This window comes from Halopenitus sp. POP-27, assembly GCF_029889855.1.
Classification (GTDB): Archaea; Halobacteriota; Halobacteria; order Halobacteriales; family Haloferacaceae; genus Halopenitus; species Halopenitus malekzadehii.
On record NZ_JARANU010000004.1, the window covers coordinates 126,638 to 140,844 of the forward strand.

Here is a 14,207-nt window from a genome sequence, read left to right on the forward strand (position 1 = left end):
GACCGCGACACCTTTAGCACGCCGCCGTTCCTCGCCAGGGTATGGTCGGGATCACGACGCTCCCGTGGCCGGCGATCGGGTCGCTGGCCGCCGGAGTCGGCAGCCTCGCGCTGATCCGATACGTGCTCGACCACCGCGGAACGCCCGGGGCGAACTGGTTCATCGCGGTGTTGATCGCCCAGGCGGTCTGGTGTCTCGGCTACGGAGTCGGTCTGCTGGTCGCCGCACCGCGGGCACGGCTGGTCTTCGAGATGGCTGTCTGGATCGGGATCGTCTGGACCGGCCTCACCTTTCTGGCCTTCGCGCTCGAGTACACCGGTCGCGGGAACGTCGTTCGCGGCCCGGGGTACGGCGCGTTCGCCGCCTTCGGAATCGTGACCACGGCGGTGACCGTGACGAACCCGCTTCACGGCGCGATGTGGTCCGGCTTCGAGCTCGATCCGGTCCTGGGTGTCGCGACGGTCTCGTACGCGATCGGCGCGTGGGGGTATCTGACGCTGGGCGTCGCGACGCTGTCGGTCGTCGTGGCCGTGGTCCTGCTCGTGGACACGCTGTTGAGCTACGGACCGCTGTATCGGCGGGAGGCGGCCGCCGTCGCGTTGAGTTCCATCCCGCCGGGGTTCGCCCTGCTGGCGTGGGCGTTCGAGGTCGGCCCGGTTCCACAGTTCAATCCGGCGCCGGTGATGTTTCTTCCGCACGTCGCGCTCGACGCGTACGCGTTCGGCCGGGCCGACCTCTTCGAGCGGAACCCGACGACGATCCGGGCGGCCGAGCGGACCGCGATCGACGACCTGTCCGACCCGATCGTCATCCTCGATCTCGACGAGCGGATCGTCCGGCTGAACGAGGCCGCAGCCTCGGTCTTCGGCGAGGACGGAGAGTCTCCGGTGGATGCGGAATTCGCCGCCGTCGTTGGAGTCGGTGCGGATCTCGACGCCGCGGCGGCGGACGACGGGACGCCGGTCGAGCCGGTCGAGCGCCGCGTCGACGGCCGGGATCGGACGTTCGCGGTGTCGGTCTCGCGGCTCCGTGATCCCGCTGCGACACACGTCGGATACACGGTGGTGTTCACGGACATCACGGAGCAGGAGCGGCGCCGGCAGCAGCTGGAGGTACTCAACCGGATCCTGCGACACAACATCCGGAACGACGCCGGAGTGGTTCACGGCTACGCGGAGTTGCTCGTCGAGCGGGTCGACCCGGAGGACCGCCGGATGGCCGACGCGATCGAGAGACGAGCCGGCGCCCTGGCGGCGCTCGGCGAGAAAGCCCGCACCGTCGAGACGCTGATTGACGGTGAGCCGTCGCGGCGGCTCTCGGTGGCTGCCCTCGTTCGATCGGTCGTCGCGGACGTCCAGGATCACGACCGACTCGACGCGTCGACTGCAGCGATCACCGTGGTCGTCGGGAGTGACGAACTCGGCGAGCCCGTCGACGGCGCCGAAGACGACGGGATCGCCGGGGAGTTCCGGGAGGCAACCCTGACTGCGGCGGTGAGGAACCTCCTGGAGAACGCGATCCGCCATCACGACGGGGGCGGGAGCGAGCGATCGGACGGAAACCCGTGGGTCCGGATAACGGTCGAACGCGACGGCGACGACGTCGTGATAACGGTCGCGGACGACGGACCGGGCATTCCCGATCACGAGCTCGAGGCGATCGCCGCCGGACGGGAGACGGCGCTCGAACACGGGTCCGGACTCGGGCTGTGGATCGTCCACTGGGCAACCGACGCGCTCGGGGGCACGGTCACCTACACGGAGCGATCGCCGCGCGGGACGCGCGCGGAGCTTCGGCTGCCGAACGGGGAGCGGCAGGGTGAGACGGAGGAAGAAACGGGAAACTGAACCGGATGCCGGCATCCGGAGACGGCCCGGGGTGAGGGGATCGAGGAGGGTCCCGAGTCGCGTTACGGAAAGTTCGCGGCGTAAGCCTCGCCGTTCACTCGCTCTGGATCCGCGGGGCGAGCATGAACGTCACGTTGCCCATCCCCTCGGCGAAGGAGTAGTGGAGCTTGACCGGGAACTCCTCGCCGAGTTCGACGATTACCTCGGCGTCCTTGGGGATGGCCTTGTTCATGTCCTTCAGGTAGTCGAGCGAGAACAGCGAGTCGGCGGGGCCGGCGGTGAGGTCGATGAGGTCGTCGCGCTCCAGGTTCAGGTCGACGTCGTCGGTGTCGCCCTGGGCCTCGATCGAGAAGGCCTCAGCGGCCTCGTCGATGCGGAGCCGAATGTGGTCCGAAACCATGTCCGCGGCGGTGATGCCGCGGTCGATCTGGGCGCCCTCCAGGACGATCTCCGCGGGGAGGTCGAGCTCGGGGATGTCCGGCTCCTGACGGATCGAGTCCGGATCGATGAGCGCGAGGGTGTACGAGAGCCCGTCGATCTCGATGTGGAGCTTGCGGGTCTCCTCGTCGAGTTCGAGGTGGATGAGGTCGCCCGAGTTGGCCATCCCGGCGATGTCCTGCAAGCGCGCGAGATTGACGCCGATGACGCCGCCGTCGGCCTCGTAGGACTCGAAGGCGGCGGCCTCAAGCGAGAGGTCGACCATTCCGACGTTCGCGGGATCGACGGCGCGGATGGCGAGCTCCTCCTCGTTCAGATGGATCTTGCACTCGTCGACCAGCACGCTCACCGAATCGAGCGCGTCCTGGAGCGTCGACGCACTCACGATGGCCTTGAACATATACGAACCGATACGGCGCAATCCCCTAAAAAGACCCGCGATCCGATAGAGCATCTTTTCGCACGCGACGCGTGCGCCCGTTGCAAAGTCGGTTCGAATCCGCACGAACTCTCGCACGAATCCACACGAACCGTCGACCACGGTCGTCGCGATGGATCGTGATGGTTGATCGGCACCCTCAATCGTCGCCGGAAACCGGCGTCGAGGTCGCGGTACCGGCCGGGTCGGCGGGGCCGGAAGCCCGCGTGGTCCGCGGGACGTCGATCCCGCCCAGCACCATCGCGAACAGCACGAGTGGCGAGAGGAACCCGAACAGGTAGAAAGGCGCGTACTCGAGGGTCGGGACGCCGGTCACGGTGGCCATATACACGCCGCCGGCGTGCCACGGCAACAGCGCGCCGGTCGGCGTCCCCGCCGCCTCGAGGGCTCGCGAGAGCTGGTCGCTGTCGAGGTCGAACTCGGCGTAGAGGTTTCGCAACGTGACGCCGGGAAGGACGATGCTCATGTACTGCTGTGCGGTGAGGGCGTTGATGGCGATCGCCGAGAGCCCGGTGCCGGCGACCAGACTGCCGGAGCTCCGGACGGCGCCCGTGAGCCCGTGTGCGAGGACGGCGAGGACCCCCGTCCGCTCGAGGACGCCGCCCAGCGACAGCGCCGCGACGACCACGCTGATCGTCCACGCGGAGCCGGTGATCCCGCCCGCGGCGAGGAGGTCGTTCACCAGGGTGCTGCCCGTCTCCGGGGCCGTCCCGTACAGGAAGACGTCCCAGGCGGCCACGAAGCCGGTTCCCTGCACCGCGATCGTGGTCGCCACGCCGGCGAAGACACCCGCAACGAGCGACGGCAGGGCCGGGTAGCCGCGCAGTGCGAGCCCGAAGGTGACCGCAAGCGGGAGGAAAACGAGCGGCGAGAGGTCGTAAGTGCCCGTCAGCGCCTCCAGGATCTCGGCGAGCCGGTCGGCGGGGATCGTCCCCGCAGCCTGGAGCCCGAGGATGCCGAACGCGACGGTCGCGATCCCGAAGGCGACGAGCGTCCCGAACCGCATCCGGCGAATGTGGGTGTAGAGGTCGGTGTTCGTCACGCCGGCGGCGAGATTGGTGGTGTCCGACAGCGGCGATTGCTTGTCGCCGGCGTACGCGCCGGACAGCACCGCGCCGACCGTCATCGGGGCTGGCACGCCGAGCCCGGCGCCGATCCCGACGAAGGCGACGCCGAGGGTTCCGACCGTGGTCCAGGAGGATCCGATCGAGAAGGCGACGACCGCCGCGAGCAGGGCGGCGACCGGCAGGAAGACCGTCGGCGTGAGAACCGACAGCCCGTAGTACATCAGTCCGGGGATCGTTCCGGACGCGACCCAGGTCGCGATGAGCGCGTAGATCGTGAAGAGGATCAAAATCGCCTGAATGCCCATCAACAGCCCGTTCGAGACGCCCTCGAAGAGGTCCTCCCACTCGTACCCGAGCCACCGGCCGAGGGCGGCGACGAAGACGACGCTCCACAGCAGGGGTGCGTGGGGATCGAGGCCGAGGACGGCCGATCCAACCCCGAGGAACGCGACGACCGCGAGGACCGGAACGAGCGCGATCCGGAAGGACGGCCGCCTGTCCGTCGGGAGGTCCTCGTAGGTCGTCGGGGTGAACGATGATGCCATCTACGTCAATATATACATTTCACGCATTAAAACTAATTGGAATATTCGTATAGAACATACACAGTGGTAGCATCCATCACGGAGCCGGCGACATCGTTCGGGGAGCCAGAACCGTTTTCCGTCCGTATCGCGACTAGTGCTCACGACGATGAGCGGAGATCGATCGGGGGGACGATCCGGAAACGGGGATCGGGGCAGCGATCAGAACGACCCGTCCGAAATCGGAACCGGCACACGTGGGACCGGCGACCGACGAGCGACGGCCGGCGACCGACGAACGATGACCATCGGCCGGCGAACGATGCTTGCCGCGATCGCCGGCGCGGGAGCGGCCGGGCTCGCCGGTTGTAGCGCGCTCGAACGCGGTGAGGACGCCACGACGACGCCGATCCCGGATGGCGGGGACCGCGCCAGCGAACTCGCCGAACGGTTCGCGCCGCAGTTATACTTCGACGCCTTCGAACGCTGGTTCCCGACCGATCCGCGACCGTATGCGAGCGAGGAAGACGGAACCACAGTCGTCGACGGATTCGACGCCCTCGAGGGGTATCACGGGCAATACGACGACTCGGGCGAGCCGCCGAATCCCACGGTGTTCTACACCGTCCGGGAGTACGACGGCTCACCGCTCGCGGTCGTTCAGTTCTGGTACTACGCCGCCTTCGACCAGTTCACGACGAACTTCCACTGGCACGACTGGGAAGTCCTCCAGGTCTTCGTCGACACGGAGACCGGGGATCCGCAACTGCACGTCGCGAGCTCCCACTCCCGGGCCGTTCCGAACAACGAGTTTCTCGATCCGGATCCCGACCGGACCCCGCGGATCCTCTCCGAACTCGGGTCACACTCGAGCGCCCTCTCGGTCAACGACGTTCCGGACCGGTTCCAGCGCGTCGCCGCCGACGGGCTGTTGGCCGACATCACGAACACGGCGATCGAGGGGATCGAGGACCTCGCGGAGGTGCCGTTGGCGTACGGTCTCCCCCGGGACGAGGGGTCCAGACTCCCGTACGTGGTGCCCGAGCTCGACGGCGATCCGGTGTATGATCACGAGGACCTGCCGTCGGTCAGTCGGGAGTCACTGATCGACGATGCCCTCACGATCCGGTCGTTCGAGGCCATCGAGGAGCCGCCGACCGATCTTCCGGAGCGGGAAACGGGGCTCGTCTTCGGGTATGCCGGGCGGACGGATGGGTCGGATGAGGCGGCCGAATCGGACGAGACGGAGGTATCAGACGGGACCGATGAATCGGACGGGACGGAGGTATCGGACGGGACCGATGAACCGGACGAAACGACTGACTCGACCGGGGGCGGTGACGATGCAGCGGCGATCGACGTGGCGTACGATCTCGTCCCGATCGCTGAACTCGAACACATCGACGACTTCGTCGGCCCGCAGTTGAGCTTCGAGTTCGCCGTCCCGACGGCGATCGAGGACGCGATCGCGGGACACATCTCGACGACCGGAACCCCCTGGAGCCAGCCGCGGTACGAGAACCCCGCGGCGGACATCACGGTTCCGTTCCATCGACAGGCGTTGGCCGACCGATACGACGCGATCGGCGATGCGGCGCCGATCAACACCGTGTTGACGCGCGTGACGAGCGCGGTCACCGACGACGACGCACCCGAAGACGAGGGCGTCACGACCACCGAGTCGGGGGTCGAATCGGTCGCGCTGCTCGAGAGCGATCCGGTGGCCGTCCCGACGTTCGCCGGCGTCGCGGCGGTCCAGGACGTCCCCGAGGGCGACCACCGGTTGACCGTCAACGGAGCGGGGACGGCACCCCACAGCGAACGGGTGACCGTCGAGGGCAGCGGGGCGACGGTGACCGCGGGCGCCGGGGGCGAGGTGCCGCTCGTCGCCCGTGACCGAGCGAAACGGGTTTCGATCACCGACGAGGCCGCCGACGTCGACCTGTCGGGAGTCGCGATCGAGGACGATTTCGGCGGACGCCTGTACGACACCGCCGTCGATGGGTCCGACGCGGTCTACGTCCACGAGGGCGGCGCGTACACGGTCGAGTTCCGCGACGCGGACGACGCCGTGGGTGCCGACCGGGTCAACCCGGATCCGGCCGCTGCCGCCGAGATCCGGATCGATCGCCCCGAGACGGGAACCGCGTCACTCGCGACCTTCGTGGGCGACATCGCCGCGGAAACCCGCGCGGAGATCGCCGCGATCGAGAGCGGTTCGGGGGCCACGGACGGGAACGACGGCGCCGATCGTGATGGCGACGTCGGTGATGATGGCGACACTGACGATGACGACGATGACACCCCTGACGGGAGCGAGAACGCCGTCGTCGGGCTGTCCCGTGCACTGGAGGCGATCGCCGAGAACGCGCGGGCAGCGGCCGACGAGTCACGGACCGGGAACCGGACCGCCGCAAACCGGCGTCTCGAGGCGGCCGCCGGCCGTCTTCAGCGCGCACGCGAGCGACTCGAGGCAGCACGTGGAAGCGTCCCTGCCCCGCTTTCGCGCGCAACGAGCCGGCGACTCGATCAGGCGTCACGCCGGGTCGAACAGGCCACGAACTCGTCGAAACCCTGATTCGATCGAACGGACGGATCGGCGGTTCTCCGCCATCCGGTCAGGTCCGTTCGATCAGGCTCGTTGGATCTCGACGTGCCACTCGTCGTCGGCGACGCGGGTCGTCTCGTAGCGGAAGCCGCGACGCTCGAGCACGTCGTAGAGCGGGTCGGGCTCGAAGCCGTTCACGAGCGTCAGCCGGTCGGCCGGGCCGAGGTCGGTGAGAGCGTCGTTGATCCGTTCGAAGGGCGGGTCGTCCGACTCACGGACGTCGAGACGGGTCGTGGTCGCGCTCATCGACTCACTCCAGTTTGGGGAACTCCGCGCGATACTCGTCGGACGCCGCCTCGATGACCTGATACCCCTCCTCGTCGAACGCCTCCACCTCGGCCGCCATCTCGTAGAACAGCGGCTTCGGCTCGTGGTCGTTGACGATCGTCAAAGTGTCGCCGGGATCCATCGCCTCGAACTCGTCGTGGATCGTCTCGTGGCGGTTGACCGGCGGGATGTCTCGAACATCGAGTGTTGGCATACGGTCGATGATCGGCGGTCCGTCGCCGTCCGTCTTCCGACGAACATATTCGACCGGGGGATCGCCGAACGGGAGGTCGCCGAACGGGAGGTCGCCGAACGGGAGGTCGCCGAACAGCGTCGACAGGAACGACGCCACGGAATCCGCGGGACGGCAGACAAACGAATCGACTGTGGGCCTACGAGAGCTCGTCGGCCAGCTCGGCGTAGGAATCGACGACGAGCCCGGGGTCGTGTCCGAGCCGGGTCGGCGGGACGTCGAACCGGTTCACGAGGACCGTCTCCATACCCGCCGCCGAGGCGCCGGCGACGTCGAAGGTGTGGGTCGCGACCATCGTACACTCCTCGAGCGGGCGGTCGACGCGGTCCTCGATCGTCCGGTAGGCATCGGGATGCGGCTTGTAGACGCCGACCTCGTCGACGCTCGCGATCCCGTCGATGTACTCGTCGAAGCCGGTGTTCCCGGCCAGCGTCCGGAGCATCTTGGGGGTGCCGTCCGAGAGGATGTAGAGGTCGTGGCCCGCCTCACGGAGGCGCCCGAAGTGGGACAGGTCCTCGTAGGGCTCGAGATGCTCGTAGGCGGTCATCAACGTCTCGACGGTCTCATCGGTCGGGTCGACGCCGTAGTACTCCAGCGCGTATCGCAGCGACCGAACGGTGAGCTCCCGCCAGTCCTCGTAGGCGTCCATCAGGGAGACCTCCATCGAGTACCCGATCTGGTGGTCGACCCACAGCCGCGAGAGGTCGGCGGCCAGGTCGGTCGGGAGTCCGGTGACCGCCGCGATCTCGTCGACGATCGAGTGCTGGTTGTGCGTCGACCCGTACACGTCGAAACAGAGTACCTCGGACATCGCCGGGTGAACGGACGGGGGTACCAAAAATCCGAGGGTGGCCGAGGCGATACCGCCGGCGCTGAACCATCCGATTCGGTCCGCACTCGACGAGTCATCCGATTTAAGCCCGTGCTCGGCCGATCACGGGTCGATGACCGAACGAGGACCGGACGCGGATCGAAGCGAGAACGAGACGGACCGAAGCGAGAACGGGGCGGATCGTGGTGAGAATCGCGGGGACGGGACGGACCGAGACGCGGTCGACACGCTCGCCTGGGAGACCGTCGGGACACGGATCGACTACACGTGTCCGGGCTTCGACGTGCGCGCCGACGACGTTCGGTTCCCGGACGGGACCACGGACGAGTACCACTACGTCGACGAGTCGCCGGCGGTCGTGGTTCTCCCGTTCACGCCGGCTGGCGACGTCGTCGTGATCGACGAGTGGCGACAGGCGGTCGATCGGGTCAATCACGGGCTGCCGGCCGGGACGGTCGAGCCCGATGACGCGGACGGCCCCAAGGCGGCTGGGACGAACGACCTCGAGACGGCAGCGGCACGCGAACTCGCCGAGGAGACCGGGTATGCGGCACAGGGCGGCTTCGAGCACCTGATCACCGTCGAGCCGACCAACGGGATCACCGACTCCGTCCATCACCACTTCCTGGCGCGCGATTGCGAGCCGACCGCCGAACGGGATCTCGACCACAACGAGTCGATCGCGGTCGACGTCGTGGACTACGACGACCTCCTCGCGGCCGTCGTGGACGGGAACTGTCGGGACGGACGAACGGTGACCGCCGTCCTCCAGTACGAGTTGACGCGGCGGTGAGCCGACAGCGGGTGGGAACGATCCCGGAGCCGGCGGAAGGTGGGGACGATCCCGGAGCGGGCAGGGGGGAGGAGCGATCCCGGAGCCGGAGCCGGTTCCGGAGTGCCAACCGTTTTGCGGATCGGTCGCATATCGTCGGTATGTCGATGAACGTGGTTCGCCGCTCCCCGCTCGCGTCGGTCATCGCGGTCGTGAGCGCGATCGGCTTGGGCGCCGGCGGCCTCCTCCTCGGGTTCCTGTTGACGTTTCTCGGCGGCGGGATTCTGATAATCGGGTTCGGCGTCGAGATCGGCGCGTCACTCGGGCTCGTCCTCAGCCTCGTCTTCGTCCAGGGGGTCGGCTGTGCGGGCGTCGCGCTGGCGTACGCACACCTCCGCCCCGAGATCCAACCGGTCGTTCGTGACCTGCTCGGGATGGCACCGGACGCGAGTCGCTTTTCGATCGGCGTCTCGGTCCCGACCCTCCGTGACGTGCTCGTCGTGATCGGCGGGTACGTGCTCGCGTTCGGCGGCGCCCTCGCCGGCGCGTTCGCCCTCTCGGCCTACCAGGTGGCGACCGGGACGGAGATCGACACCGGCACCAATCAGGCCGCCGAGGTCGGGATGTCGAACCCAGAGACCCTTCTCCTGCTCATCCCCGCCTCGATCCTGCTCATCGGCCCGGGCGAGGAGTTGCTGTTTCGCGGCGTCGTCCAGGGGCGCCTTCGGGAGGTCTTTCACCCCGTCGTGGCGATCCTGCTCGCCAGCACCGTCTTCGCCGCGCTTCACTGGTTCGCGCTCACCGGCGGGTCGGCGACCGGGAACCTCGTCAGCGTCGCGATCCTCGTCGTTCCGAGCCTCGTCTTCGGCGCTAGCTACGAGTACACGGGCAACATCGTGGTGCCGGCGCTCATTCACGGCGTCTACAACGCGACCCTGTTCACGCTGCTGTACGTCACGATCGCCTACAGCGACGCGCTCCCGGCGATCGTGACCGGCGCGCTCGCGTAAGGAGGCTGCGGCGCCCTTGCGTGAGGCGACCGCGGCGCTCTCGCGGAAGGCGATCGTGACCGGGAGACCGGCGTATCCGGTGTGACCGGCGTGTCCGTGACCGCCGCCGTCACTCCCGCCGCTGTACCTCGTGACGTCCGAACCCGTATCGAAGCCGGTTCGCGAGCCGCCGGGAGAAGCGACCCTCGTTCCGGGAGTCGAACCGCTCGGCCAGTGCGCCGTAGATGAGCGGGACGGGGACCTCCTGTTCGAGCGCCTCCTGAACCGTCCAGGTACCGGTCGACCCGCCGGCGACGTGGTCGGCGACGTCCCCCAGATCCGAGCCCTCCTCACGGAACGCCTCCTCACAGAGTTCGAGGAGCCACGACCGGATCACGGCCCCGTTGTTCCAGGTCCGGGCGACCGACTCCATGTCCAGGTCGAAGCGTCCCTCGTGGAGGAGCTCGAACCCCTCGCCGTACGCCTGCATCAGCGCGTACTCGACGCCGTTGTGGACCATCTTCACGTAGTGGCCCGCTCCGGACTCGCCCATCCGGTCGTGGCCGTCCGGCCCGGTCGCGACGGCGTCGAAGACGGGCGTCATCGACTCGTAGGCCCACTCGGGACCGCCGACCATCAGGGAGAATCCGGCCTCGGCACTTGCGGGGCCGCCCGAGGTCCCGCAGTCGAGGTAGGCCGCGTCGGTCGCCTCGGCGCGCCGCAGCGAGGCCTCGAAGTGGGAGTTGCCGCCGTCGACGACGACGTCGTCGGCGTCGAGGTGGGGTTCGAGGTCATCGAGGGTGGCGTCGACCGCCTCGCCGGCGGGGACCATCAGCCAGATCCGTTTGCCGTCGTCGCGTTGGTCCTCGCCGTCCGCAGCGAGTCGGTCACACAGGTCCGCGACCGAGTCAGCCGGGTCCGCGCCGGCCTCGGCCGCGGCGGCGGTCGCCTCCGCCGAGAGGTCGAAGGCCACCACGTCGTGGCCCGCCTCGAGGCTTCGATCGACGACGATCCGTCCCATCCGGCCCAAACCGATGACGCCCAGTTGCATACGCGTCGGATCGCGAAGCCGGGCCCTAGTGGTTGCGATCGACGGCAGGGAACGAAAGGGGTGAGCCGAAGCCGTGGGGAACCGGCGGCCGAAACCGACGGCGAGCGGTTCGGCAAGCAGCGATGGCGGGGTGCCGCCGTTCTCAGGTGTCGCTTCGCTGGTACCGGTTGCGCAGCAGGATCGCCGTCGCGTTGAGCAGGATCATCATTGCGAGCAGGACGACGACGCCGGCGGCGACCACGCCGTAGCGGAACTCCGGCTGCGGCCGGGCTCGCCAGTTGTAGATCTGCATCGGCATCGCGCTCACGCTGTCGAAGAGCGTGGTGGGGACGCTGAAGACGCTCGTGGCGGCGCCGATCATGATGAGCGGCGCGGTCTCGCCGATGGCGCGGCCGAGCGCGAGGATCGTCCCGGTGAGGATCCCGGGCAGCGCCTGCGGGAGCGTGACGTTCCGGAGCGTCTGCCAGTCGCTTGCACCCATCCCGCGGCTCGCCTGCCGGTAGGAGTCGGGGACGGCACGCAGCGCCTCCTGGGAGGAGACGATGACGATCGGCAACACGAGCAGGCCGACGGTCAGCCCGCCGACGAGGACGATCCCACTCTCGAGACCGATCCCACGGACGAAGACCGCGAGGCCCAACAGCCCGTAGACGACCGAGGGAACGCCCGCGAGGTTGGCGATGTTGATCTGGACGAGCTGGGTGATCCGGTTGTCGGGGGCGTACTCCTCCAGATAGACCGCCGCGCCGATCCCGATCGGGAAGACGGCAAAGACCATCACGACCAGGATGAGCAGCGACCCGACGATCGGGGCGAGGAACCCGGCCTCGGACGGGGTCCGCGAGGGGAGGTTCGTGAGGAACTGCCAGTCGACCCAGGAGCCGTACTCGGGGTCGAGGATCGAGAAGGCGTCGAGCGCCACGTACGCGAGGAGGATGAACACCATCGCGATCCCCGACAGCGCGGCAAGCAGGAGCGCGATCGCGAACGCCTTGTCACGGAGGGCGCGGTAGAGCGGTCCCCACCCGCTTCGGGCGAAGGGGTTGGCCCCCGCGTCGGGGTCGGGTCCGTCCGCGGAGGGTCCCTCGTCGGCGGCCTCCGACGTCGTCTCGACGCTCATCGGTATTCCTCCCGGAGTCGGTCACGGATGACCTCCGCGCCGATGTTCAGGCTGAACGTGAACACGAACAGGACGAGCCCGAGGGCGAACATCGAGTAGTAGGCGGGCGTGCCGCCGCCGCCCTCGGCGTGGGCGACGTTGACCATCGCCGCCGTGATCGTCTCGCTCGACTGCAGCAGGTTCTGGTCGATGTTCAGGATGCTCAACATCCGCGGGGTCTGGCCGGCCGCAACGGTGACCGCCATCGTCTCGCCGATGGCCCGCGAGAGCGCGAGCACGAACGAGGAGAAGATGCCGGAGATGGCCGCGGGAACGACGACGCGGACCGAGGTGTCGAACTTCGTCGACCCGAGCCCGTAGGCGGCCTGTCGAAGATCGTCGGGAACCGCCGAGAGCGCGTCCTCGGAGATCGACGAGACCATCGGGATGATCATCACGCCGACCACGATCGACGCGGACAGCGCGTTGAACGTGTCCACCGGCAGCCCGACCCACGCGAGGAACGGCGTGATGTAGACGAGCGCGAAGTAGCCGTAGACGATCGTCGGAACCCCGGCGAGGATCTCGAGGGCGGGTTTCAACACCGACCGCGTCGTCTCGGAAGCGAACTCCGAGAGGTACAACGCGGCCGCCAGCCCGGTCGGGAGCGCGATGACCGCCGAGACCACGGTGATCAGGATCGTCCCGCTCAACAGCGGCAGGACGCCGAATTTGTACTCGCCGTCGCCGGTGAGCTGTGTCGGCTTCCACTCGGTGCCGGTGAGGAAGTCGACGACCGGAACCTGTGTGAAGAACGTCGTCGCGTCCCGAAGCAGGGTGAAGATGATCCCAACGGTGATGAGAACCGTCAGAACCGCACACGCGAGGAACACACCCTTGACGATGCGGCCGACTCGACGTTCGCGGTCCGACCGGTCACCGATCGCGGTGCTTGCGGTCATCGGATCACTCGCTCACGGCGTCGTCGATTTTCGAGAGGTTGGTCTGGATCTCCTCATCGCTCATCGGAACGTAGCCGATGTCGTCGGCGACGATCGACTGATCGCCGGTCATCTCGATCGCGAACCGCATGAACGGTTCGAGTGCCGGGTTCTCGGTTAGACGGTTCCCGTTGACGTACCAGAAGATCGGCCGCGAGAGGGGATACTCGCCGGTCGAGGCGGCCTCGAGGCTCGGCGACGTACAGCCGTTCCCGCCGTCGACGTCGAGCGCTTTCACCTGATCCTGGTTGTTCGTGTAGTAGGAGAAGGGGAGATACCCGTGAGCGTACTGACTGCCCGCAACGCTCGAGGCGATGATGTCGTCCCGCTCGGTGCCCTCGAAGTCGTCACGGATCTGACGGAACTTGCCGATGACGTCCTCGGTCCAGTAGTCGAACGTCCCGCTCGTGGTGGCGGGACCGTAGAGCTCGAAGGGTTCGTCGGGCCAGTCCGAGTTCACGTCCGACCAGAGTTCGTTCTCGGCGTCGGGGTCCCAGATCTGCCCGAGTTCCTCGATGGTCATACAGTCCACCCAGTCGGCCTCGTTGTTGACGATCGCCGTCAGTGCGTCGCCGGCACACTGGATCTCGATCGGTTCGAACCCGTTCTCCCGGCACCGCTCGACCTCCTCCTCGAGGATGGGCCGCGATGAGCCGTTGATGTCGCTGTCGCCGGGGATGAAGAACTGCTCGAAGCCTCCGGTCGATCCGTCCGAGGAGACGGAAACGTTCACGCCGTCGTTCTCGCGTTGGTACTCCTCGGCGACCGCCTCCGAGAGTGGGAAGACCGTGCTGCTGCCGGTGATACGGATCTCCCGTTCGTCGCCGCCCCCGAGGCAGCCGGCGAGACCGAACGCCGCCGCCGCGCCCGCCGTCGTAAGGAATCGACGCCGTGTTCCGAGACTCGTTCGATCGCCGCGGTTGGACACGTCCATCATCGATCAGCAGTCGGGACGCAGGGATGAACGCTACTATTAGCGGTATCTATTCGACATATGTATATATAGAAGTATATAGAAGA

At 67.7% G+C, this 14,207-nt stretch carries 13 protein-coding genes; 4 read left to right on the plus strand and 9 right to left on the minus strand.

The annotated features are described in order from the left end of the window. Nucleotides 1-41: 41 nt before the first annotated feature. The gene (locus tag OQF70_RS04130; RefSeq protein ID WP_280536005.1) at nucleotides 42-1,847 is read left to right on the plus strand and encodes a histidine kinase N-terminal 7TM domain-containing protein; all 1,806 of its coding nucleotides are present in this window, start codon (nucleotides 42-44) and stop codon (nucleotides 1,845-1,847) included. A gap of 94 nt (nucleotides 1,848-1,941) precedes the next feature. Here OQF70_RS04130 and OQF70_RS04135 read toward each other — a convergent pair whose 3' ends face one another. Both OQF70_RS04135 and nhaC read right to left on the minus strand, forming a co-directional pair. Further along, nucleotides 1,942-2,685 carry a DNA polymerase sliding clamp gene (locus OQF70_RS04135; protein ID WP_280536006.1) on the minus strand — a complete coding sequence of 248 codons (744 nt, stop codon included), beginning with the start codon at nucleotides 2,683-2,685 and terminating at the stop codon, nucleotides 1,942-1,944. Nucleotides 2,686-2,863: 178 nt separating this feature from the next. Then, nucleotides 2,864-4,336: a Na+/H+ antiporter NhaC gene (gene nhaC / locus OQF70_RS04140; protein ID WP_280536007.1), complete on the minus strand. Its 1,473-nt coding sequence runs from the start codon at nucleotides 4,334-4,336 to the stop codon at nucleotides 2,864-2,866. Nucleotides 4,337-4,484: 148 nt separating this feature from the next. On the opposite strand from nhaC, the gene OQF70_RS04145 reads away from it, so the two are divergent. After that, on the plus strand, nucleotides 4,485-6,893 hold the full coding sequence (locus OQF70_RS04145) for a hypothetical protein (protein ID WP_280536008.1): 2,409 nt from the start codon (nucleotides 4,485-4,487) through the stop codon (nucleotides 6,891-6,893). Between the two features lie 54 nt (nucleotides 6,894-6,947). Here OQF70_RS04145 and OQF70_RS04150 read toward each other — a convergent pair whose 3' ends face one another. Genes OQF70_RS04150 through OQF70_RS04160 form a run of 3 tightly spaced genes read right to left on the minus strand, consistent with a single transcriptional unit; the run spans nucleotide 6,948 to nucleotide 8,254 of the window. Further along, nucleotides 6,948-7,169 (minus strand): DUF2249 domain-containing protein, encoded by a 222-nt coding sequence (locus OQF70_RS04150; RefSeq protein WP_280536009.1) that lies wholly within the window; start codon nucleotides 7,167-7,169, stop codon nucleotides 6,948-6,950. A 4-nt stretch (nucleotides 7,170-7,173) separates the two neighbouring features. Continuing rightward, on the minus strand, nucleotides 7,174-7,542 hold the full coding sequence (locus OQF70_RS13420; protein ID WP_321169488.1) for a DUF2249 domain-containing protein: 369 nt from the start codon (nucleotides 7,540-7,542) through the stop codon (nucleotides 7,174-7,176). A gap of 40 nt (nucleotides 7,543-7,582) precedes the next feature. Further along, a complete protein-coding gene (locus OQF70_RS04160; RefSeq protein ID WP_280536010.1) occupies nucleotides 7,583-8,254 on the minus strand; it encodes a haloacid dehalogenase type II in 672 nt (223 codons plus the stop codon). Between the two features lie 133 nt (nucleotides 8,255-8,387). Here OQF70_RS04160 and OQF70_RS04165 point away from each other — a divergent pair, with 133 nt between their 5' ends. Further along, the gene (locus tag OQF70_RS04165) at nucleotides 8,388-9,068 is read left to right on the plus strand and encodes an NUDIX hydrolase (RefSeq protein WP_280536011.1); all 681 of its coding nucleotides are present in this window, start codon (nucleotides 8,388-8,390) and stop codon (nucleotides 9,066-9,068) included. 146 nt (nucleotides 9,069-9,214) lie between these two features. Beyond that, nucleotides 9,215-10,057, plus strand: coding sequence for a CPBP family intramembrane glutamic endopeptidase (locus tag OQF70_RS04170; protein WP_280536057.1), 843 nt, complete (start codon nucleotides 9,215-9,217; stop codon nucleotides 10,055-10,057). 109 nt (nucleotides 10,058-10,166) lie between these two features. On the opposite strand, the gene OQF70_RS04175 is transcribed toward OQF70_RS04170, so the two are convergent. The 4 genes from OQF70_RS04175 to OQF70_RS04190 form a co-directional block, all read right to left on the minus strand. Then, on the minus strand, nucleotides 10,167-11,087 hold the full coding sequence (locus tag OQF70_RS04175; RefSeq protein ID WP_280536012.1) for a decarboxylating 6-phosphogluconate dehydrogenase: 921 nt from the start codon (nucleotides 11,085-11,087) through the stop codon (nucleotides 10,167-10,169). A 142-nt stretch (nucleotides 11,088-11,229) separates the two neighbouring features. Continuing rightward, the gene (gene pstA, locus OQF70_RS04180; protein WP_280536013.1) at nucleotides 11,230-12,207 is read right to left on the minus strand and encodes a phosphate ABC transporter permease PstA; all 978 of its coding nucleotides are present in this window, start codon (nucleotides 12,205-12,207) and stop codon (nucleotides 11,230-11,232) included. After that, nucleotides 12,204-13,148, minus strand: a complete 945-nt coding sequence (gene pstC, locus OQF70_RS04185; RefSeq protein WP_280536014.1) for a phosphate ABC transporter permease subunit PstC — start codon at nucleotides 13,146-13,148, stop codon at nucleotides 12,204-12,206. Before pstC ends, pstA begins: the two co-directional genes overlap by 4 nt. A gap of 4 nt (nucleotides 13,149-13,152) precedes the next feature. Continuing rightward, nucleotides 13,153-14,121: a PstS family phosphate ABC transporter substrate-binding protein gene (locus OQF70_RS04190; RefSeq protein WP_280536015.1), complete on the minus strand. Its 969-nt coding sequence runs from the start codon at nucleotides 14,119-14,121 to the stop codon at nucleotides 13,153-13,155. Nucleotides 14,122-14,207 lie beyond the last annotated feature (86 nt).

What these genes read in the sequence shown, in the direction of transcription:
- OQF70_RS04130 (WP_280536005.1), top strand. Translation starts at nt 42, where the DNA reads ATGGTCGGGATCACGACGCTCCCGTGGCCGGCGATCGGGTCGCTGGCC.
- OQF70_RS04135 (WP_280536006.1), bottom strand. Translation starts at nt 2,685, where the DNA reads ATGTTCAAGGCCATCGTGAGTGCGTCGACGCTCCAGGACGCGCTCGAT.
- nhaC (WP_280536007.1), bottom strand. Translation starts at nt 4,336, where the DNA reads ATGGCATCATCGTTCACCCCGACGACCTACGAGGACCTCCCGACGGAC.
- OQF70_RS04145 (WP_280536008.1), top strand. Translation starts at nt 4,485, where the DNA reads ATGAGCGGAGATCGATCGGGGGGACGATCCGGAAACGGGGATCGGGGC.
- OQF70_RS04150 (WP_280536009.1), bottom strand. Translation starts at nt 7,169, where the DNA reads ATGAGCGCGACCACGACCCGTCTCGACGTCCGTGAGTCGGACGACCCG.
- OQF70_RS04160 (WP_280536010.1), bottom strand. Translation starts at nt 8,254, where the DNA reads ATGTCCGAGGTACTCTGTTTCGACGTGTACGGGTCGACGCACAACCAG.
- OQF70_RS04165 (WP_280536011.1), top strand. Translation starts at nt 8,388, where the DNA reads ATGACCGAACGAGGACCGGACGCGGATCGAAGCGAGAACGAGACGGAC.
- OQF70_RS04170 (WP_280536057.1), top strand. Translation starts at nt 9,215, where the DNA reads ATGAACGTGGTTCGCCGCTCCCCGCTCGCGTCGGTCATCGCGGTCGTG.
- OQF70_RS04175 (WP_280536012.1), bottom strand. Translation starts at nt 11,087, where the DNA reads ATGCAACTGGGCGTCATCGGTTTGGGCCGGATGGGACGGATCGTCGTC.
- pstA (WP_280536013.1), bottom strand. Translation starts at nt 12,207, where the DNA reads ATGAGCGTCGAGACGACGTCGGAGGCCGCCGACGAGGGACCCTCCGCG.
- pstC (WP_280536014.1), bottom strand. Translation starts at nt 13,148, where the DNA reads ATGACCGCAAGCACCGCGATCGGTGACCGGTCGGACCGCGAACGTCGA.
- OQF70_RS04190 (WP_280536015.1), bottom strand. Translation starts at nt 14,121, where the DNA reads ATGGACGTGTCCAACCGCGGCGATCGAACGAGTCTCGGAACACGGCGT.